Origin of the sequence: Pseudarthrobacter sp. MM222 (assembly GCF_947090775.1) — a bacterium.
Taxonomy (GTDB): Bacteria; Actinomycetota; Actinomycetes; order Actinomycetales; family Micrococcaceae; genus Arthrobacter.
In genome coordinates this window covers 1,163,289-1,181,973 of the sequence record NZ_OX352321.1, presented here as the reverse complement: position 1 = coordinate 1,181,973, position 18,685 = coordinate 1,163,289, and the positions used below count along the sequence as shown (strand labels likewise).

The 18,685-nt window shown below is 68.9% G+C and carries 18 protein-coding genes and 1 riboswitch; of the genes, 5 read left to right on the top strand and 13 right to left on the bottom strand.

All coding sequences use genetic code 11. From position 1 onward, the window contains the following. The first annotated feature begins 106 nt into the window (after nt 1–106). The gene (locus tag OM977_RS05380) at nt 107–871 is read left to right on the top strand and encodes an alpha/beta hydrolase family protein (protein WP_264356498.1); all 765 of its coding nucleotides are present in this window, start codon (nt 107–109) and stop codon (nt 869–871) included. On the opposite strand, the gene OM977_RS05375 is transcribed toward OM977_RS05380, so the two are convergent. The 10 genes from OM977_RS05375 to glyA form a co-directional block, all read right to left on the bottom strand. After that, complete coding sequence (locus tag OM977_RS05375; RefSeq protein WP_442960718.1) at nt 834–2,000, bottom strand: YihY/virulence factor BrkB family protein; 1,167 nt, start codon at nt 1,998–2,000, stop codon at nt 834–836. The genes OM977_RS05380 and OM977_RS05375 overlap by 38 nt on opposite strands. After that, nucleotides 1,945–2,580 carry a 2'-5' RNA ligase family protein gene (locus OM977_RS05370; protein ID WP_264356497.1) on the bottom strand — a complete coding sequence of 212 codons (636 nt, stop codon included), beginning with the start codon at nt 2,578–2,580 and terminating at the stop codon, nt 1,945–1,947. Before OM977_RS05370 ends, OM977_RS05375 begins: the two co-directional genes overlap by 56 nt. A 4-nt stretch (nt 2,581–2,584) precedes the next feature. Next, entirely contained in the window at nt 2,585–3,706 is a 1,122-nt protein-coding gene (gene trpS, locus OM977_RS05365; protein WP_442960698.1) for a tryptophan--tRNA ligase, read from the bottom strand. An 18-nt stretch (nt 3,707–3,724) separates the two neighbouring features. Further along, the gene (locus OM977_RS05360; RefSeq protein ID WP_264356496.1) at nt 3,725–4,558 is read right to left on the bottom strand and encodes an exodeoxyribonuclease III; all 834 of its coding nucleotides are present in this window, start codon (nt 4,556–4,558) and stop codon (nt 3,725–3,727) included. Nucleotides 4,559–4,568: 10 nt separating this feature from the next. After that, entirely contained in the window at nt 4,569–5,141 is a 573-nt protein-coding gene (locus OM977_RS05355; protein ID WP_264356495.1) for a hypothetical protein, read from the bottom strand. Nucleotides 5,142–5,223: 82 nt separating this feature from the next. Next, nucleotides 5,224–6,039 carry an ABC transporter permease gene (locus OM977_RS05350; RefSeq protein ID WP_264356494.1) on the bottom strand — a complete coding sequence of 272 codons (816 nt, stop codon included), beginning with the start codon at nt 6,037–6,039 and terminating at the stop codon, nt 5,224–5,226. Next, entirely contained in the window at nt 6,036–6,902 is an 867-nt protein-coding gene (locus OM977_RS05345) for an ABC transporter permease (RefSeq protein WP_264356493.1), read from the bottom strand. The genes OM977_RS05350 and OM977_RS05345 overlap by 4 nt, the downstream gene beginning before the upstream one ends. Then, a complete protein-coding gene (locus OM977_RS05340) occupies nt 6,895–7,845 on the bottom strand; it encodes an ABC transporter ATP-binding protein (protein ID WP_264357301.1) in 951 nt (316 codons plus the stop codon). Before OM977_RS05340 ends, OM977_RS05345 begins: the two co-directional genes overlap by 8 nt. A gap of 245 nt (nt 7,846–8,090) precedes the next feature. Next, nucleotides 8,091–9,023, bottom strand: coding sequence for a bifunctional methylenetetrahydrofolate dehydrogenase/methenyltetrahydrofolate cyclohydrolase (locus OM977_RS05335; RefSeq protein ID WP_264356492.1), 933 nt, complete (start codon nt 9,021–9,023; stop codon nt 8,091–8,093). 4 nt (nt 9,024–9,027) lie between these two features. Then, nucleotides 9,028–10,329, bottom strand: coding sequence for a serine hydroxymethyltransferase (gene glyA, locus OM977_RS05330; protein WP_270103232.1), 1,302 nt, complete (start codon nt 10,327–10,329; stop codon nt 9,028–9,030). Between the two features lie 168 nt (nt 10,330–10,497). Then, nucleotides 10,498–10,583: riboswitch (ZMP/ZTP riboswitch) on the bottom strand. A gap of 43 nt (nt 10,584–10,626) precedes the next feature. Between glyA and purU the strand changes: the two genes are divergently transcribed. The 3 genes from purU to OM977_RS05315 all read left to right on the top strand — a co-directional run bounded on the left by purU (nt 10,627) and on the right by OM977_RS05315 (nt 12,528). Beyond that, nucleotides 10,627–11,484 carry a formyltetrahydrofolate deformylase gene (purU, locus tag OM977_RS05325; protein WP_442960697.1) on the top strand — a complete coding sequence of 286 codons (858 nt, stop codon included), beginning with the start codon at nt 10,627–10,629 and terminating at the stop codon, nt 11,482–11,484. 21 nt (nt 11,485–11,505) lie between these two features. Further along, nucleotides 11,506–11,904 (top strand): class I SAM-dependent methyltransferase, encoded by a 399-nt coding sequence (locus tag OM977_RS05320; protein WP_264356491.1) that lies wholly within the window; start codon nt 11,506–11,508, stop codon nt 11,902–11,904. Nucleotides 11,905–12,006: 102 nt separating this feature from the next. Beyond that, nucleotides 12,007–12,528, top strand: a complete 522-nt coding sequence (locus OM977_RS05315) for a gamma carbonic anhydrase family protein (RefSeq protein ID WP_264356490.1) — start codon at nt 12,007–12,009, stop codon at nt 12,526–12,528. A 46-nt stretch (nt 12,529–12,574) separates the two neighbouring features. Here OM977_RS05315 and OM977_RS05310 read toward each other — a convergent pair whose 3' ends face one another. Both OM977_RS05310 and OM977_RS05305 read right to left on the bottom strand, forming a co-directional pair. After that, entirely contained in the window at nt 12,575–14,281 is a 1,707-nt protein-coding gene (locus OM977_RS05310; RefSeq protein WP_264356489.1) for a flavin monoamine oxidase family protein, read from the bottom strand. Beyond that, the gene (locus OM977_RS05305; protein ID WP_264356488.1) at nt 14,278–15,822 is read right to left on the bottom strand and encodes an amino acid permease; all 1,545 of its coding nucleotides are present in this window, start codon (nt 15,820–15,822) and stop codon (nt 14,278–14,280) included. The genes OM977_RS05310 and OM977_RS05305 overlap by 4 nt, the downstream gene beginning before the upstream one ends. A gap of 223 nt (nt 15,823–16,045) precedes the next feature. Between OM977_RS05305 and OM977_RS05300 the strand changes: the two genes are divergently transcribed. Continuing rightward, nucleotides 16,046–17,713 carry a PucR family transcriptional regulator gene (locus OM977_RS05300; RefSeq protein ID WP_264356487.1) on the top strand — a complete coding sequence of 556 codons (1,668 nt, stop codon included), beginning with the start codon at nt 16,046–16,048 and terminating at the stop codon, nt 17,711–17,713. Here the strand turns inward: OM977_RS05300 and OM977_RS05295 are convergent. Continuing rightward, a complete protein-coding gene (locus OM977_RS05295) occupies nt 17,692–18,522 on the bottom strand; it encodes a nitrilase-related carbon-nitrogen hydrolase (RefSeq protein WP_264356486.1) in 831 nt (276 codons plus the stop codon). The genes OM977_RS05300 and OM977_RS05295 overlap by 22 nt on opposite strands. Nucleotides 18,523–18,685 lie beyond the last annotated feature (163 nt).

Below are 18,685 nucleotides of genomic sequence, written 5' to 3'. Positions count from 1 at the left end.
AAGCAGTACGACTAGAGCAGTTCGACTAAAGCAGTACGACGACGGCGCCTCTCACCTTTCGGGTGGGGGCGCCGTCGTCGTAAAGGCACCCAACGAAAGGGTCCCCATGTCCCGCTCCGAAAAAGTCTCATTCCGCGGTTCCACCGGCGAGCTGCTCTCCGGCATCGTCGACGTCCCGGAGGGGCCGGTGAAGGGCTGGGGCGTGTTCTCGCACGGCTTCACGCTGGGCAAGGACAGTCCCGCCGCGTCCCGGATGTGCAAGGCGCTGGCGGACAACGGCGTGGGCATGCTCCGCTTCGACAACCTGGGGCTCGGCGAATCCGCAGGGCACTGGTCCGAGGGTTCCTTCAGCCACAAGGTGGCGGACACCGTGAAGGCCGCCGAATTCATGCGCGAAGCGGGCCGGGCCGCCTCCCTGCTGGTGGGCCATTCCTTCGGCGGCGCCGCCGTGCTGGCCGCGGCGGGCCAGATTCCGGAGCTCGACGCCGTCGCAACCGTGGGCGCCCCGTTCTCGCCCAAGCACGTGGCCCACGTCTTTGACGCCGCGTTGGACCGGATCCTCAGCGAAGGCAGCGCCGAAGTGGACCTGGGCGGCAAACGGGTCGAGATCCGCCGGCATTTCGTGGAGGACCTGGAACACGCCGACCTGACGGACTGCATCCGCCGGCTGCACCTGCCGCTGATGGTGCTCCACTCCCCCACAGACAACACCGTCGGGATTGAGAACGCCAGCTCCATCTTCCAGACCGCGCGGCACCCGCGCAGCTTCGTCTCGCTGGAGGGCAGCGACCACCTCCTGACCGGCAAGGGCCAGGCGGCGCGTGCCGCGAAGATTATTTCGGCGTGGGCCGATCAATACCTCGACGCCTGAACCCTGCTGCGGGGCTCCGCCGGCGCGGGGACGGCTCCACCGGGGTCTTGCCGGGCTGCACCTGGCGGGATCCCCAGCCGGTGGTCTTGCTAGCAGGCTCGGCCTTGAGGTCTTCCTCCCGGATGGCGGCCCAGGCCGCGGCGATCAGGTACACCTGGCTGACCAGGTTGAACCAGATGAGCAGCCCGATGATGATGGCGAATGGCGCCAGGATGGGGTTCCGCCCCGCACCGGCGAGCAGTTCGGCGCTGAAGATCTGCAGCACGCCGGTGCCCAGCGCGGCAAGGATGGTCCCTTCCAGCAGCGAACGCCGGGCCAGCTTCACTCCCGCGGCCAGCCTGAACATGATCAGCGCCGTGGCCCAGCCCAGCAGCAGCGGCACGGCGATCTTGACGGAGGTGGTCAGCGGTCCTGCCACCAGGGGGTCGAGGCTCAGCTGTTCGGTCACCCACCCCGCGGCGGTACCGAAGACCAGCGACGCGCCGGCGCTGATCACCAGCGCGACGCCCAGCAACAGCAGGGTGCCGATGTCGTGGAGTTTGAGCAGGATCGGGTTCATCTTCCGGGGGCCGAGCCCGATGACGCCGCGTACGCCGTCGCGCAGGCCGTCGATCCAGCCCAGCGAGGTCACCACTGTCACCGCGGCCGCGATCACCGCGGCCCAGCCCAGCCCGTCCGGGTTCAGGAGCTCCTGGGGATCCACCAGGCCCTCGCCGCCGTCGACCTTCAGCAGGCCGGGCGCACTGGTGGCCACGCTGCGGACCACGCGGTCCAGCAGGGCCGGCTGCCCGCGGAGCACAAGTCCGGCCAGGGAGAAGCCGGTGGCCAGCAGGCCGGTGATGGAGAAGAACATCCGGAAGCCAATGCCGGCACTCATCAGCGGGCCGTGCTGGCGCCCGTAGTGCTGGAACGCACGCATGGGACGGAAGGCGTTGAGCCGGGCCAGCAGCCACTGCATCATCGGCAGCAGCGCCGCGGGTCCCCCGGCGCCGGAGCGGCGCGCCTTGCCCCAGTCGACTTTCTTCCGGATGACCTCCAGCTTCAGCCGGGCCAGATCGGTGGGAGGGGGCGGCTCAGCGGGCGTCTGCTGCGCCGCCCGGGCCTCTGTCGTCGTCGCGTTCGGTCCCAAAGTCAAGCTCTTCCCGTAGCTGCCATATGCCGTTGTCGTCGTGCTCGTAAAGTCCCATGCTAGCCACCGGGAAGGTGGCCCGGTAATCCTTGAGCACCGTTTCGGCCTCGTCGAGGCTTTCGGGGGCGACGTCGTGGGCAACCGTGACGTGCGGGTGGTAGGCAAACGGCAGTTCGCGCTCCAGGGGGCCGGTCTGGAGCTGTTCGTGCAGGCTGACGCACTGGCCGAAGCCGTCGTCGACCTTGAGGAAGACCACGGGAGAGACCGGCCGGAAGGATCCGGTGCCGGCGATCGTCACTGTGAACGGTTCCTGCTTGCTCGCGACCGTCCGCACATGGCTGCGGGTCGCCTCCCAGTCCTGCGTCATGGTGGTGGTCACGAGCGTGATGTGGGCGGGGATGATGCCGGCCATGGGGTCACCGAAGGAGGCCCGCCAGCGCTGGAGTTCCTCGGCGACCTCCGGCGGGAACTTCAGGATCACTCCGACGCTGATGCCCTCGCTGGGGGACTTTCCGTTGCCGGCGGGGGACCTGCCGGCTCGCGGGGCGTCTGTCGGGGTGACTTTGCTGACGGGGGACATCGGCCTAGCGGACTCCGTTGGTTCCGGCGTAGGGCAGGAAACCCACCTTGGCGTAAACGTCCTGGAGCGTGGCGGAGGCGATCTCGCGGGCCTTGTCGGCGCCGTGGGCCAGCAGGCGGTCAAGCTCCGCGGGGTCGTTCAGGAGTTCGCTGGCCCGGTCCCGGATCGGAGTGAGGCGCTCGGCCACCACCTCAGCGAGGTCCACCTTGAGGTGGCCGTACATCTTGCCCTGGTAAGCGGCGACGAGCGAATCGACGCTCTGCCCGGTGATGGCGGAGTAGATGGTCAGCAGGTTGGAGACCCCGGGCTTGGCCTCGCGGTCGAAACGGATTTCGGTTTCCGCGTCCGTCACGGCGGACTTGATCCGCTTGGCGATCAGCTTGGGATCATCCAGCAGGTTGATCAGGCCGGCCGGCGACTCGGCTGACTTGGACATTTTGGCCGTGGGGTTCTGCAGGTCGTAAATCTTGGCCGACTCCTTCTGGATGAAGGGCGCGGGAACGTTGAAGGTCTCGCCGAAGCGGGAGTTGAAGCGCTGGGCCAGGTCGCGGCTGAGTTCCACGTGCTGTCGCTGGTCCTCGCCCACCGGCACGCCGTGCGGCTGGTACAGGAGGATATCCGCGGCCTGCAGGATCGGGTAGGTGAAGAGGCCCACGCTGGCCTGCTCCGAGCCCTGTTTGAGGGCCTTGTCCTTGAACTGCGTCATCCGGGAGGCCTCGCCGAAGCCCGTGATGCAGTTCAGCACCCAGGCCAGCTGCGCGTGCTCCGGGACCTGGGACTGGACGAAGAGCGTGCACTTGTCCACGTCCACGCCGCCGGCGATGTACTGGGCGGCCGTGACGCGGGTGCGCTGGGCCAGCTCCGCCGGATCCTGCGGGACCGTGATGGCGTGCAGGTCCGGGATGAAGAAGATCGCGTCGTACTCCTCCTGCATCCGTACCCAGTTCACCAGGGCCCCGAGGTAGTTCCCGAGGTGCAGGGAGTCGGCCGAGGGCTGCATTCCGGAGAGGATCCGGTGCCGGGCACCGGTGGCCGTGGTGGCAGGAGCAGCGGGCACGACGGCGGGATCGGGGTGAGTTTCGGCGTCGCACTCGGTGCCGGCGGTCGCAGTGGAAGGAGAGGTCATGGAGGAGAAGCCTTAAAACTAGAGCCGGTAGTCCACTACCAGCGGGGCGTGGTCGGAGAAGCGGGTGTCCCAGGACGGCGCCCGGTCAACAACGGCCGACACTGCGGCAGCAGCGAGGGCGGGCGTGGCCATGTGGTAGTCAATGCGCCAGCCGGTGTCGTTGTCGAAGGCCTGTCCCCGTTGCGACCACCAAGTGTAGGGGCCGTCGACGTTACCCGCCAGGCCCCTGTGAACATCCTTCCAGCCGATATCCTCCCCGAAGAAGCGGTCAAAGTAGGCACGCTCCTCCGGAAGGAAGCCGGCTTTTTTGACGTTGCCCTTCCAGTTCCGGATATCCAGCTCCGTGTGTCCCACGTTGAGGTCGCCGACGACGAGGGCATGGTCACTGTGCTTGGCCAGCTCGGGCAACCGGCTGGACATGACGTCCAGGAAGCGGAACTTGTCGTCCTGCTTGGGGCTGCCGGCCTCACCGGAGTGCACGTAGGCGCTGGCCACGGTCAGCCGGGATGCTTCGCCCTCGGCGTTCCGCACCGTGTAGTCGGCCTCGACCCAGCGGCCGGCGGTGGCGAAGTAGTCCTCCCCGATGCCCACCCTGGTGTCCACCGGCTCTTCGCGGGAGGCAATCGCGACGCCGGCCCGGCCCTTGGCCTCGGCTTCGGCGTGCAGGATGTACCAGCCGTCGCCGAGCAGTTCGTGGACGATCGCGTCAGGCGCGCGGACTTCCTGAAGGCAGAGGATGTCCACTTCGCGGGGCTCCAGCCATTCCGCCATGCCCTTCTTGTAGGCGGCGCGAAGGCCATTGACGTTGACTGATGCGATGCGAAGGTGGTCCTTCTCCAATGCCGAGCTCACCCGATCCACTCTAGTCGATGATGGTTCCGCGGACGGGCTCGTCGCTTCCGCCGGAGGACTTGATCATGTCCCGCGCGTTGGTGGCGGTGATCTCGATGGTTTCCAGGGCACGGCGGATGGTGTCCTGGTCCCCAGCGGCGCCCTTGGCGCGCTCCTGCTCCACGACGCGGACCTGCACCTGGACGATCTTGAAGGAGTGGTCCAGCTTCAGGTCACGCACCTCGTCGGCCTGGCGCCGTTCGCCCACGAGGCGGGTGCCGCCGGCGTCAACGCCGGACGCCGGCGCCCGGCCGGTTGCTGCGTTGAAGGCGTTCTGCGCCTCGTTGAGCTTCGCCGTGGCCTTCTTCGCGGCCTTCTGGATGCTGAAGACGACGAACGATGCCAGCGCCAGCCAGAAGGCGGCGATGATCGCCACGACCCAGCCCACGACGTCGTTCTGGTTCGCCGCAAAGATGACCGCGACCAGGAACGCGATGATGAACACGGTCATGCCAAGTCCGCCGATCCGGAACATCGAAAACTTGCCCGTGGCGGCGTTGTACGCGGACGGCTTGGAAGACGCGGAGTTGCCCAGAGATTGCATTTCTCCATTATCGCAAACCCCGGCCGCGCTCCCGGCCGCTTCCACCCCGGGCGAACGTTTCGCTGCCCGGTCCGGGACCGCGTTACCTGAGGAACAGCGCGCGCAGCCGCCCGGTGGTCAGGAGTACGCCAAGGATGATCATCCCGAGGTAGTAGCCGACGTGCACGGCCGTGGCCGGGGTGAAGACGCCCACGCTGATCTGGCGGAGCAACTCCACGCCGTGCCACAGCGGCAGAGCCTGGATCAGCCACTGGATGTAGTCCGGGTACACGCTGAGCGGGTAGAAGGTGGCGCTGAACAGGAACATCGGCAGCAGGATGAAGCTGATCCAGTCCATCTGCTGGAAGGTCTTCAGGAAGCTGGTGATGCCCATCCCGAAGCTCGCGAAGCCGAACGCGATGAGCACCGAGGCGGGGATCATCAGGACGGCCCACGGCGTGGTGATGAGCCCCAGCAACCCCATCACGGCGGTGAAGCCGGTGGCATAGAGCATCCCGCGCAGCAGGGCCAGGAAGATCTCGCCCATGGCGACGTCCAGCGGGCCGAGCGAGGTGTAGAGCATGCCCTGGTAGAGCTTTGCGAAGTTCATCTTGAAGAACACGTTCCAGGTGGAGTCATACACGGCGCCGTTCATCGCGGACACGGCCAGCAGCGCCGGGGCGATGTAGGCGGCGTAGGAGATGTCCTGGCCGCCCGGTCCCTGCACGGAGCCGACGATTGCGCCGAGGCCCACGCCCATCGAGATCAGGTACAGCACGGGCTCGAAGAACCCCGAGAGCATCACCAGCCAGTTGCTGCTCTTGGTGGCCATCAGTCCCCGTGCGACGACGGCGCGGACGTTGCGGGAGTAGAGCGGCCCGAAATGCCGGTTGCGGGCGGCCTCGGTGACGCTGCTCATGCGCCCATCCTGCGGACGAACTGGCGTTTGCTGAGCATCCAGCCCAGCACTGCCAGGCCCAGCAGGAACCCGGCGTGTGCCAGAGTGAGCAGCGGTGTCTCCGGGTAGCCGTAGCTGAACACCCGGCCCAGCTCGGTGCCGTGCCAGATCGGTGAGATCCAGCCGGTCCAGCGCACGGCCAGCGGCAGGGTGTCCAGCGGGAAGAACGTGCCGGAGAACAGGAACAGCGGCGTGACGATGAACCGCATGACCATGGCGAACTGGCCTTTGTCGTCCGTGATCGAGGCCGCGTAGGCCATCAGCGGCAGGCCGAAGGACAGCCCGGCGAGGGTGGCGACGACGATCGAGACCCACCCCCAGCCGCCGGGGGCGGCACCGAACAGCGCCACCACCCCGAAGTAGATCGCGGACTGCAGCACCAGGCGCAGGGTGACCGCGATGATCTGGCCGCCGGCGATCTGCCCCGGCGTCAGCGGCGAGGCGTGCGGACCGTAATAGACCCGGCGCCACTTGAAGCCGTCCATCACGGGAAAGGTGAACTCGGTCGCCGCCGTCATGACCGCCGCCGAAATGAGCAGCGCCGGGGCGATGAAGGCGAGGTAGCTGGCGCCGCCGAAGGCCGTGGTGCTGTTCGTGTCCACCAGGGTCGCCAGGCCCACGCCCATCGCGAACAGGTACGCGACCGGCTGCCCGACGCCGTACAGGACGATGGTCCAGCCGTAGCCTTTCATGACCCGCAGGACCTGCTCGGCGTAGTAGAAGGCGCCCCACTTCCGCGCCCGGGCCGCCGAAACCGCCGGGGAATGGGCGCGCAGCGGCACCCCAGCCGGCGCTGCCTCAGTCAACCCTTCCTTCTCAGTCAACGAGGCTCCTGCCGGTCAGGCGCAGGAAGACGTCCTCCAGTGAGGAGCGCCGCACCAGCGAGGTGACCGGCCGGAGTCCCCGGGCCGAGACCTGCTCGAGCGCAGCTTCGCCGTCGTGCGCGTAGATGAGGACGCGGTCCGGCAGCGTCTCCACCCGCTCGCCGATGCCGTTGAGCTCGGCGCCGACCGTGGCGTTGCGCTCGGAGCCGAAGCGGAGCTCAAGGACCTCGCGCGGAGAGTACTCGCGGATCAGGCTGGCGGGCGAGCCCTCGGCCATGATCCTGCCCTTGTCCACCACAATCAGGCGGTCGCAGAGCTGCTCGGCCTCATCCATGTAGTGCGTGGTCAGGATCAGGGTGACGCCCTGCTCCTTGAGCCGGAACAGCCGGTCCCAGAGAATGTGGCGGGCCTGCGGGTCCAGCCCGGTGGTTGGTTCGTCCAGCAGCAGGATCCGCGGCTCGTTGATGAGCGAACGCGCGATGGTGAGCCGGCGCTTCATGCCGCCGGAGAGCGCGTCCACCTTGGACTTGGCCTTGTCCGTGAGCTGCGCGAACTCCAGCAGCTCGTCGGCCTTGGGCTTCAGATAACTCATCGGCAGGCCGAAGTAGCGCCCATAGACCAGCAGGTTGTCCCGGACCTTGAGCTCCTCGTCGAGGTTGTCCTGCTGCGGGACGACGCCCAGGTGGGCCCGTACCTCCGGACCGTTCAGGTCCGGGTCCAGGCCCAGAATGCTGAGGCTGCCGGAGGTCCGCTGGGAGACCGCGCCGATCATCTTCATGGTGGTGGACTTGCCGGCGCCGTTGGGGCCCAGCAGCCCGAACGCCTCACCGGCGGTGACGCGGAAGGAGATGCCGTCGACGGCGGTTACCTCGCCGTAGCTTTTGGTGAGGTTTTCGGCCGTAATGACGTACTGCGGCGCGCCGGCTTCGGAGGCGCTGCCCAGGCCGGCTTCCTTCCGGGCGGAATCTTTGGAGACGAGTTCAGCCACCCGCACCACGCTAGTAGCTGCGCCCTGCCCTGAGAAGAGCCGGACCGCAAGATCCGCCCGCCGCCCGGTGGCACACGGGATATTGCCGGCACAAAAACGGCAGGGCGCCGGCTCCCGAAGGAGAAGGCGCCCTGCCGGGCGGTGCCGGGCGGTGCGGACGGTGCCGGGCCGAGTTTCTCAGGCGCCGCCCGCGGTGCAGGCTAGGCGCTGGCTTCTGCCAAATGGCGCTCGGCGGTTTCCACCACGTTGGCCAGCAGCATGGCCCGCGTCATCGGACCCACTCCCCCGGGATTCGGTGAGAGCCAGGCGGCGACGTCGGCCGCCGCGGGGTCCACGTCTCCGGTGACCACGGCCTTGCCGGAACCGTCGTCGACGCGGCTGACGCCGACGTCGAGCACGATTGCGCCGGGCTTGAGGTCTTCGGCCTTGATCATGTGCGGCTGGCCGGCCGCAGCGATCACGACGTCGGCCTGCCGGAGTTCGGCAGGCAGGTCCACCGTTCCGGTGTGCGCCAGGATGACCGTGGCGTTGACGTCCTTGCGGGTGAGCAGCAGCCCCACCGGACGGCCGATGGTGACACCGCGTCCCACCACCAGCACGCGCTTGCCCTTGAGCTCGATCCCGTGCCGGGTGAGCAGTTCCACGCAGCCCTTGGGCGTGCAGGGCAGCGGCGACTTCAGGGGTCCGCTGACGTTGGCGACGAGCCGCCCGAGATTCGTCGGGTGCAGGCCGTCGGCGTCCTTGTCCGGATCCATCGCCTCCAGGATGACGTCCTGGTCGATGTGCTTGGGCAGCGGCAGCTGGACGATGTAGCCGGTGCATTCCGGGTTCTCGTTGAGCTCCCGGACCACGGCCAGCAGGTCCTCCTGCGTGGTGTCCTCGGGCAGGTCGCGGCGGATCGAGGTGATACCAACCTCGGCGCAGTCCTTGTGCTTGCCGCCCACGTACCAGGTGCTGCCCGGGTCGGAGCCCACCAGGATGGTGCCGAGGCCCGGCACGATCCCCCTGGCCTTGAGCGCGGCCACGCGTTCGGTCAGCTCGGCCTTGATGGTGGCGGCGGTGGCTTTGCCGTCCAGGATCCGTGCCGTGTTTGTTGCTGGAGTTGCCGGCGTTGCAGTCTCTGCAGAGGTCATAGGGTCACCACTGCTCGTGCTGCGGGTACAGCGGGAAGTCTGCGGCCAGCTTGTCCACGCGGTACTGCAGGGCCTCGACGTCCGTGGCAGAGCCGGACTTCAGCGCGGTGGCGATGATGTCCGCCACCTCGGTGAACTCCTCGGCGCCGAAGCCGCGGGTGGCCAGGGCCGGGGTGCCGATGCGCAGGCCGGAGGTGACCATCGGCGGGCGGGGATCGAACGGCACGGCGTTGCGGTTGACGGTGATGCCCACGGAGTGCAGCAGGTCTTCGGCCTGCTGGCCGTCGAGCTGGGAGTTGCGCAGGTCCACCAGGACCAGGTGCACGTCGGTACCGCCGGTGAGGACCGAGACGCCGGCGTCGGAGACGTCCGCCTGGCTGAGGCGGTCGGCGATGATCCGGGCGCCTTCCAGGACGCGCTCCTGGCGTTCCTTGAATTCCTCGGTGCCGGCGATCTTGAACGCCACGGCCTTGGCGGCGATCACGTGCATGAGCGGGCCGCCCTGCTGGCCCGGGAAGACGTTGGAGTTGATCTTCTTGGCCCACTCCTGCTTGGCCAGGATCACGCCGGAGCGCGGGCCGGCGAGGGTCTTGTGCACGGTGGAGGTGACGACGTCGGAGTACGGCACCGGGCTCGGGTGCAGACCTGCGGCGACGAGGCCCGCGAAGTGCGCCATGTCGGTCCAGAGCAGTGCGCCGACCTCATCCGCGATCGAGCGGAACGCCGCGAAGTCGAGGTGGCGGGGGTACGCGGACCAGCCGGCGATGATGACCTGCGGCTTCTCGGCGATGGCCTGTTCGCGCAGCTTGTCCATGTCGATCCGGAAGTTGTCTTCCTCGACCTGGTAGGCGGCGACGTCGTAGAGCTTGCCGGAAAAGTTCAGCTTCATGCCGTGGGTCAGGTGGCCGCCGTGCGCCAGCGACAGGCCGAGGATCTTTTCGCCCGGCTTGATCATGGCGGAGAGCGCCGCGGCGTTGGCCTGGGCGCCGGAGTGCGGCTGGACGTTGGCGTATTCGGCGCCGAAGAGGTCCTTGACCCGGTCGATCGCGAGCTGCTCGGCGATGTCGACGTATTCGCAGCCGCCGTAGTAGCGGCGTCCCGGGTAGCCTTCGGCGTACTTGTTGGTCAGGACCGAGCCCTGGGCTTCCATCACGGCGCGCGGGGCGAAGTTCTCGGAGGCGATCATCTCCAAGGTGCCGCGCTGGCGGCCAAGTTCCTGGGCGAGGACGGCGGCGATTTCGGGATCGAGCTCGGCCAGCGGCTGGTTGCTCACGGCGGTCGAAGAAAGGTTAACGGAAGTAGTCACGAAGAACTCCTGGCTAGGCAACGGGCACTGCTTAAGGTCAGGTTACCGGCTGGCCCGTCGCGGCGCCCCTAGATTACGGGCCGGCAATGCGGCGCGCAGCAAGGGCAGGCACCGTTCAGGGATGCCGACGGCGGGGCGGCAGCGGGAGCTGCCGACCGGCAAAACATGACCCTCGGCCCAGGCGTACGATCCGTGGTCTTCGTGAGTGCCGCTCCCTGGTGGTTAACCACCCAACGCCAGTTGCGACCGTTCAAGCCTACCGCAGCCGGTGCCCCGCACGCAGGTAGGCTGTACGTCGTGACTGACCAGCTGACTGATTCCTACATCCTCACCCTCTCCTGCCCGGACCGGCCCGGGATTGTGCACGCCGTCGCCGGCGCCCTCCTCGTCGCGGGCTGCAATATTACGGATTCGCAGCAGTACGGCAGCCAGGGAACCGGGACCTTCTTCATGCGGGTCGAGGCCACGACGTCGTCCGCCCAGGCCGAGCTGCACGCCGCGCTGGAGCCGGTGGCGCAGGCCTTCGGCATGCAGTGGAGCCTTAACCCGGCCGGCCGGAAGGTGCGCACCCTGCTGATGGCGAGCACCTCGGCCCACTGCCTCAATGACCTGCTCTTCCTGCAGCGCTCCGGGACCCTGCCCATCGAGATCCCGGCGATCGTCTCCAACCACAAGGACCTGGCCGGCCTGGCCGAGTTCTACGGCATCCCGTTCCACTATGTCCCGGTCACGCGGGACACGAAGACGCGGGCCGAGGACGAGCTGCGCGCCCTGATGGCGGAGCACGACATCGAACTCACCGTCCTGGCCCGCTACATGCAGATCCTCTCCGACGAGCTCTGCACCGAGCTCACCGGCAAGGCCATCAACATTCACCACTCTTTCCTGCCGTCCTTCAAGGGCGCCAAGCCGTACCACCAGGCCCACGCCCGCGGCGTGAAGCTCATCGGCGCCACCGCACACTACGTCACGGCGGCCCTGGACGAGGGACCGATCATCGAGCAGGAAGTCATCCGGGTGGACCACCGGCGCACCGCCGAGCAGTTCGTCCAGATGGGCCGGGACGTGGAGGGCCGGACGCTGGCCCAGGCGGTGCAGTGGCACGCCGAACACCGCGTCCTGCTGGACGGCAACCGGACGGTTGTCTTTAACTGACGTCGGTTCTTTACTGGAAGCGTGGCAGCTTTGCGGCAGGAACTGCTTTCGGAATTCGTCGCGCTGCTCAAGGCTGAAGGCCGGCGCGGCGTGCTGGGGCTCAACTGCGCCCTGGGTTCGGACGGGCTGCTGTTCGTCCAGTCCGGCATCCATTTCACCGGGGTGGACCCGTCCGAGGAGAACGTCCATTCCGCGCGCGCCCGGGGGCTGGACGTTGCCGTCGCCGGGCCCGAGTCCCTGCCCTTCGCGGACGCGGCGTTCGCCTCTGCGTGGGCTGCGGACGCCCTGGCGGGGTTGCCGCCGGAGCAGTGGGACGGCGTCGTCCGCGAGCTGGAGCGGGTGACCGCGCCGGGCGCGCCGATCGCCGTCGTGCTCCCCGACCCCGACCAGGGCTTCACGATCCTCCGCTCCCCCGCCTGACCCAACTTCCCCGTTGCGCCATCAGTTCTGGTGCCTATCCGGCCCTGTGAGGGACCACAACTGATAGCTCAACGGGGCGGCGGCGTGTTCTAGGCTGGGGGCATGGCTCCCCTCTACGCGTTCGCCGGCGACACCCCGGCCGTCCATGACTCCGCCTTCATCGCGCCGACGGCCTCGGTGATCGGCAAGGCCACGCTGGCGGAAAACTCCAGCGCCTTCTACGGGGTCTCCGTCCGGGCCGACACCGCCGCGATCACTGTCGGCGCCGGCACCAACCTGCAGGACAACGTGGTGCTGCACGCCGATCCCGGCTTCCCGTGCACGGTCGGAGCGCGGGTCAGCGTGGGCCACAGCGCCGTGGTGCATGGCTGCACGGTCGAGGACGACTGCCTGATTGGCATGAGTGCCACGATCCTCAACGGCGCCGTGATCGGCGCCGGGTCCCTGGTCGCGGCCGGAGCGGTGGTGCTGGAGGGCACCGTCGTGCCGCCCCGCTCCCTGGTCGCCGGGGTGCCCGCCAAAGTCCGCCGCGAACTCAGCGACGACGAGTTCGCCGGGGTGCAGCGCAACGCGGCGCACTACCAGGACCTGGCCCGGGCCCACCGGGAGCTGCACAGCTCCTGACGGGCCCGCAGGGCGCCTGACCCGCGGACGCCTGGGCCGCAGTCACCTAGTCCAGCGCGATCGGGCCGAACTCGGCCAGCAGCTCCCCCGGGCCCGGGTTGCCCGGTGCCGTGCGTCCGCCCAGGTGGTTGACGACGCCCCATACCGCGTTCAGCCCGGTGGTGACGGCACCTTCGGCCCAGCCGGCCGTGAAGGAGACGTCGTCGCCGGCGAGGAAGATCCCGCGTTGGTGCTCCGCCAGCGAGTCCTGTTTGAAGTGGGTGAAGAGCCGCTGCTGGTAGCGGTAATGCCCCGGCAGGTTGGCCTTGAACGCGCCCATGAAGTTGGGGTCCGCTTCCCAGGAGACCGTGATGGGCTGGCCCACGATGTGTCCGGCGATGTCGACGTCGGGGTAAATCTGGGCGAGCGAGTGCAGCATCAGCTCCACGCGCTCGTCGGCGTCGAGCGCCAGCCATTTCAGCGCGTCGTCGTTCCAGGTGTAGGACAGCAGGATCACCGCCGGCTGGTCCGGGCCGTTGTCCAGCAGGTAGGTGGCCCGGTTCAGCCGGTCCGTCAGCGTCATGGACAGGACCTCGCGGCCGGTGGCGGGATCGATGTCCTTCCAGAAGGGCCGGTCCACCATCACGAAGGTCTTGGACGACTGCATGTAGTGCGAACGCTCGATCGCCGTCCAGAGCTCGGCGGGAAACAGGTTCTCTTCGGTGTGGATCCGGGTGGACAAGAGCCACGACTGGCAGGTGGTCACCACGGCGGGGAACGCGGACTCGCGGCCCCACCGTTCCCGGACCCGGAAGTTGCCGTCCCCGTCCCGGGCGATCCGGTTCACCGCGCCGCGCGGTGCCCCGGCGTGCAGCGACGCGAGGGAGGTCCCGTCGGGCCAGTGGGCCATGCCCGACGGCGCGTGCTGCCAGAGTGCCTCGGGAAGGCGCTGCGCTCCGCCGGCGATGAGCCGGTGCTGGTCGTCGGCATCCGTGTAGACGACCCGCAGGATTTCCAGGATGGAGTTGGGAAAGTCCGTGTCCCAGCCGCCGGTCCCGAATCCCACCTGGCCGAAGGCCTCACGATGGGCGAAGCCGGCCTGTTTGAACGAGTCGCTGCCGGCGATGAAGCCGTAGAACGTCTGCTCGTCCAGCAACGGGAGCAGCTCGTTCCAGAGTTCCTTGATCCGGGCCGTGTCCCGGGCGCGGATGGCGTCCTGCATCTCGGTGAAGCTGGCGCCGTCGTTGACGGCGGCCTTCCAGGCGTCGGCCACCTCGCGGAAGAACGGCGGGAGGTCCGCGGGGGTTTCGGCGTAGAACTTCTCCCCGGCGAGTTCGATCACCGTGCTGGAGGTGACGCCCGCCAGCGGGTTGGGGAAGTCCTGGGTCTCCAGCCCGAGCAGGTCCACGTAGTGGTAGAAGGCCTTGCCGGAAACCGGGAACCGCATCCCGCCAAGGTCTGCGACGACGCCGGCCGCGGAAGGGAAGCCCGCGGTGCGGAGGCGGCCGCCGATCTGGTCCGCTTCGTAGACCACGGGGCGCAGGCCGAGCTTCATCAGCTCGTAGGCCGTGACCAGCCCGGAGAGGCCGGCGCCAACCACTGCCACTTCGGTCCCGTGCAGCTCGGCGGGGATCGTCCCCAGGCCGTCGGGGTGCGCCAGGTAGTGGTCGTAGCTGAACGGGAAGTCCGGATTCAGCATGGTGATCGGTGCCTCGGCGGCGCCACGGCCCCGCGCGTCAGGGCCGGGGGCGGGCAGTTCGGTGGCGGTGGTCATGAGTGGTTGGCTTTCGTCGGTTCGGGGCTGGGGTCAGCGGTGTCGGTGGCTTGTCCGGCGGATAGCTCACGGTATTCCTCGGAGCTCAGGGCCGCTACCCTCGAGTTCCGGCGGCCGTAGCCGAAGTAGGCGGCAACGCCGACGAGCATCCAGATGCCGAACGTCGCCCACGTGTCCGCGCCGAGGTTGGCCATCAGGAAGGCGCACATGAGCGCTCCCAGGATGGGCGTGAGCGGAAACAGCGGAACCCGGAAGGTCCGCTTGAGCTCCGGCCGCTTGCGGCGCAGATAGATGACGGCCACGTTCACCAGGGCGAAGGCGAAGAGCGTGCCGATGCTGGTGGCGTCGGCCAAGGCGCCAAGCGGAACCAGTCCGGCGGCGAGGGCCACCAGGGTGCCGACGATCAGGGTGCCGGCTGCCGGGGTGCCGGTCCGCGCCGAGACCCGGCCGAAGATCTTGGGGATCATTCCGTCCCGGGCCATGGACAACAGGATCCGGGTCTGGCCGTAGAGGACGGTCAGTACGATGCTGGCGATGGCCAGGACGGCTCCGATGGCGAAGACCAGGGCGATCCACGGCTGGCCGGTGGTCTCCTCGAGGATTTTCACGAGGGCGGCTTCGGTGCCGTCGAACCAGCCCCAGGGCCGGGCCCCGATGGCCGCGACGGCGACGAGCACGTAGATGGTGGTGACGATCAGCATGGACAGCAAAATGGCCCTCGGCAGGTCGCGCTTGGGGTTGCGGGCCTCCTCTCCGGCGGTGGAGGCCGCGTCGAAGCCAATGTACGAGAAGAAAACGCTGGAGGCGGCGGCCGAGACCCCGGCAGCACCCATGGGCAGGAGCGGCTCGAAGTGGCCGGCGTTGAAGGCGGTGAAGGCCACGGCGCAGAAGAAGATCAGAATCCCGACCTTGATCACCACGATGGCGGTGTTGATCCAGGCGCTTTCCTTGGCCCCTCGGACCAGCAGGATCATGGCCAGCAGCACAATGACCATGGCGGGAATGTTCATCACTCCGCCGTCGCCGGGCGGCTGCGAAATGGCGTCCGGGAGGGACAGGCCGAAGACGCCCAGTGCTTCGTTGACGTACTGCCCTGCCCCGACGGCGACGGCGGCCACGGAGACGGCGTATTCCAGCACCAGGCACCAGCCGCAGATCCAGGCCATTCCTTCGCCCATGGTCGCGTAGGTGTAGGAGTAGCTGGAGCCGGCCGCGGGGACCAGTCCGGCCATCTCGGCGTAGGAGACGGCGGAGAGCAGCGCCGCGAACCCGGCGATGGCAAAGGAGATCCAGATCGCCGGGCCGGCCAGCGGCACCGATTCGCCCAGGATCACCAGAATGCCGGTGCCGAGCGTGGCGCCGACGCTGATCATCGTCAGCTGCAGGACGCCGAAGCTGCGGACCAGCCGGGTGCCGCCGTGGCCGGTTTCGGCTTCGCTGACCAGCTGTCCGATCGGCTTCCGGCGAAGCAGCTGCGCTGTCAGGCCGGGACGGCTGGCAAGGGCCGGGGGCCGTTCGCCGGTAAGAGTAGGCACAGTCATCGTTGACGTCCGTTCGTGAGTAGTGGTTGTTGTGTCCCCGGTTCAGCCTAGGGCTGTGAGCTGGCTCTCAGGGTTGTGCAAAATGACCTATAGTGTTCTGGCATGAGATGTATTGCACCAAAACGACCCGTCCCCTCCCACTCGGCCGGGCGCCCGGCCGGGCGCTCGGCCGGACGGGCCGTGTCGGCCTCCGTATCGGCCTCCGCGCCGGCCGGAGGCAGCCATGGCTGCTGACGCCGCGGAACGGCTCGGCTTCGTCACGCTGGGGCAGTTCCTCCGGCAGCTGCCGGAGGAACTCACCATCCTGCACGATGGCGGCAACGGCGCCGGCCGGCTGCGCTGGGTGGAGCCGAGCGAACTCGAGGACCCGACGCCGTACCTGCTCGACGGGGAATTCCTGTTGACCGCAGGGCTGCCGTTCCTGGGCGACGGCGGCGGCGCGGACCGCGTCGAGGCTTACGTGGAGCGCCTCGTCGGGGCCGGGGTGGGCGCGCTGGGGTTCGGCTTGGAACCCTACTTCGACGCCGTGCCCGAGGCCGTCGTTGAGGCCTGCCGGCGGCGCAACCTCACGCTCGTCGCCATCCCCCAGTCCATCCCGTTCGCCGCGATCGGGCTCGAGTTCTCGCAGTTGCTGGAATCCGAGAACGCCACGACCTTCCGGCAGCTGGCCGACGCCAACCGGCAGCTCATGCGCGCCGTGTTGTCGGCCCGGCCCGAGCACGAGCTGCTCGCGGCGCTCGTGCAGCGGGTCCCGGTGTGGGCCATCCTCGTCGGCGCGGACGGGCGGATCCGGGCCCGCGGCTCCGGCGGCGCCCACGGCACCGGACCCTCGCCCGGCCGGGAACCGGCCGCGCTCCAGCCGCTGCTGGCGAAGCTCCTCAGGGGCAGCGGCCCCCGCGTGGAGCTGGACTCTTTCGACGACGCCGGTTCGGCCCTCGTGTTCGGCCATCCCCTGCGCAGCTCCCGCGACGCCAACCTGGGCGCGCTCGTCCTTGGCGCGGACGCGCCGCTGACTCCGGCGCAGAACAGCGTGGTTTCGGCCGCCGTCGGCCTCCTGGAGCTCCTGGTCCGCCAGCGTACCAGCGGCTCGCTGGCACCCAGCCAGCTGGCCACGGCGCTGCTCCTGCACCCGGAAAGCCTCAGCAGGCCGGGCGGCACCGAGCACGTCAACGGTATCAAAGACCTCGTCGCGCAAAGTGTTTCCTCCGCCCGCTCCGGACAGCTCCGCGTTGTCCAGGGGGTCAACCTGACGGCCGCCGTGCGCCGCGCCGGCGAGAGCCCGGTCCGCGAACTGCTGGAGTGGCGCAGGATGTTCGACACCAAGCTGGTGGAAATTACCGACTACGGTTTTGCGGCCATCACCCGGCTGAAGGTCGACGACGCCCTGCTGGCCGAGGTTGAGCGCCTTGGCTGGCGGCTGGTGGTGGGAAGCACGACCGAGTTCACCGGCCTCGCGGAGGCCTACCGGCGGAGCTCCTCCCTCCGCGGCCGGGTGCGGACAAGCGGGCGCAGCATCCGCGTGGACGACGTGACCTTTTCGCTCGCCGGGCTGCTGGGGGGCGAGGCGGGGGCCATGCTGGCGGAGCGGCTGCTCGCGCCGGTCCTCGGCCTGGAAGCCGAGCGCCGCGATTCCCTGCTGGGGATCCTGCGCGCGTGGCTGGGCGCGAACGGCAGCTGGGACGCGACGGCGAAGGCCACGGGGCTGCACCGCAACAGCGTGCGCCGCCACATCGGGACGCTCGCGGAACTGCTGGACCTGGACCTCAACGAGGCCCAGGCGCGCGCCGAACTATGGATTGCCCTGCAGTACACGGACGCGCTTCCGGGTATGCCGCCCGACACGCCCGCCGCGCTGGAGTCCGCTGCCGGTCAGGCGCCCCAGGAGCGGTAGGTCTCCGAGCGGCGGTCGGCCAGGTACGCGACGGCGGTTTCCGGGGCTTCCCCGGCTTCCGCACCTTCCCCGGCTTCCGCGGGCGCAGCCGGTTCGGGCAGCTCGGCGAACAGCAGTTCGGGCCCGGCCCCGGCTGCGGCCAGCAGCGAGCCGTCCGGGGCGGCGATCACGCTGCCGCCCAGGAAATCGCAGTCGTCCTCCGTGCCGGAATGGTTGGCGTAGGCCACAGTGACCTGGTTTTCCAGCGCCCGGGCCCGGACCAGCAGCTGCGGGACGGCCTCAAAACCCTCGGAGAGCGCTGTCGGGACCAGCACCAGCCGGGCGCCGCGGACGGCGGCGGCGCGGACCGTTTCGGGGAATTCGACGTCGTAGCAGATCACCAGGGAGGTCGGAACCCCGTGGAGGTCAACCACCGCGGGGGCTGCGTCGGCCGGCGAGAACGCATTCCGTTCCTCCGCTCCGAACAACTGGACTTTCGCATAGCTGAGCAACTCGGTGCCCCGCTCGTCCACGAGGGTGGCCGTGATCTGCCAGGCCCCCTCGGGGGTGACGGCCGGCAGGCTGTAGACCAGGGCGATGCCGTGGCGGGCGGCGAGTCCGGCCAGGGTCCGGCGGATGGCCGGAAGCGTGGCCGGATCAAACTCCGCGCGGATCGTTCGTGGCGCGTAGCCCACGGGAAACAGCTCCGGGGTGAGCAGCACGTGGGCGCCGGCCGCGGCGGCCTTCCCGGCCGCCTCGTCCACCGCGGCGCAGTTCGCCTCCACGTCCAGCACGGCGGCGTTCGCCTGCATCAGGGCCAGCAGCACCATTCCACCTCAGCATCTCCAGGCGTCCGCACCGGGCGGCGGACGATCGTCCCCCTCAGCCTAGCCACGCGGGGCAACCGCTCTTCCGGTGCATTTCGCCCCGGTGGGGGCGGCGGTGGGGCGGAATGCCCTGCCGGTCCCCTGCGGTCCCCGCCATGCCTTGCGT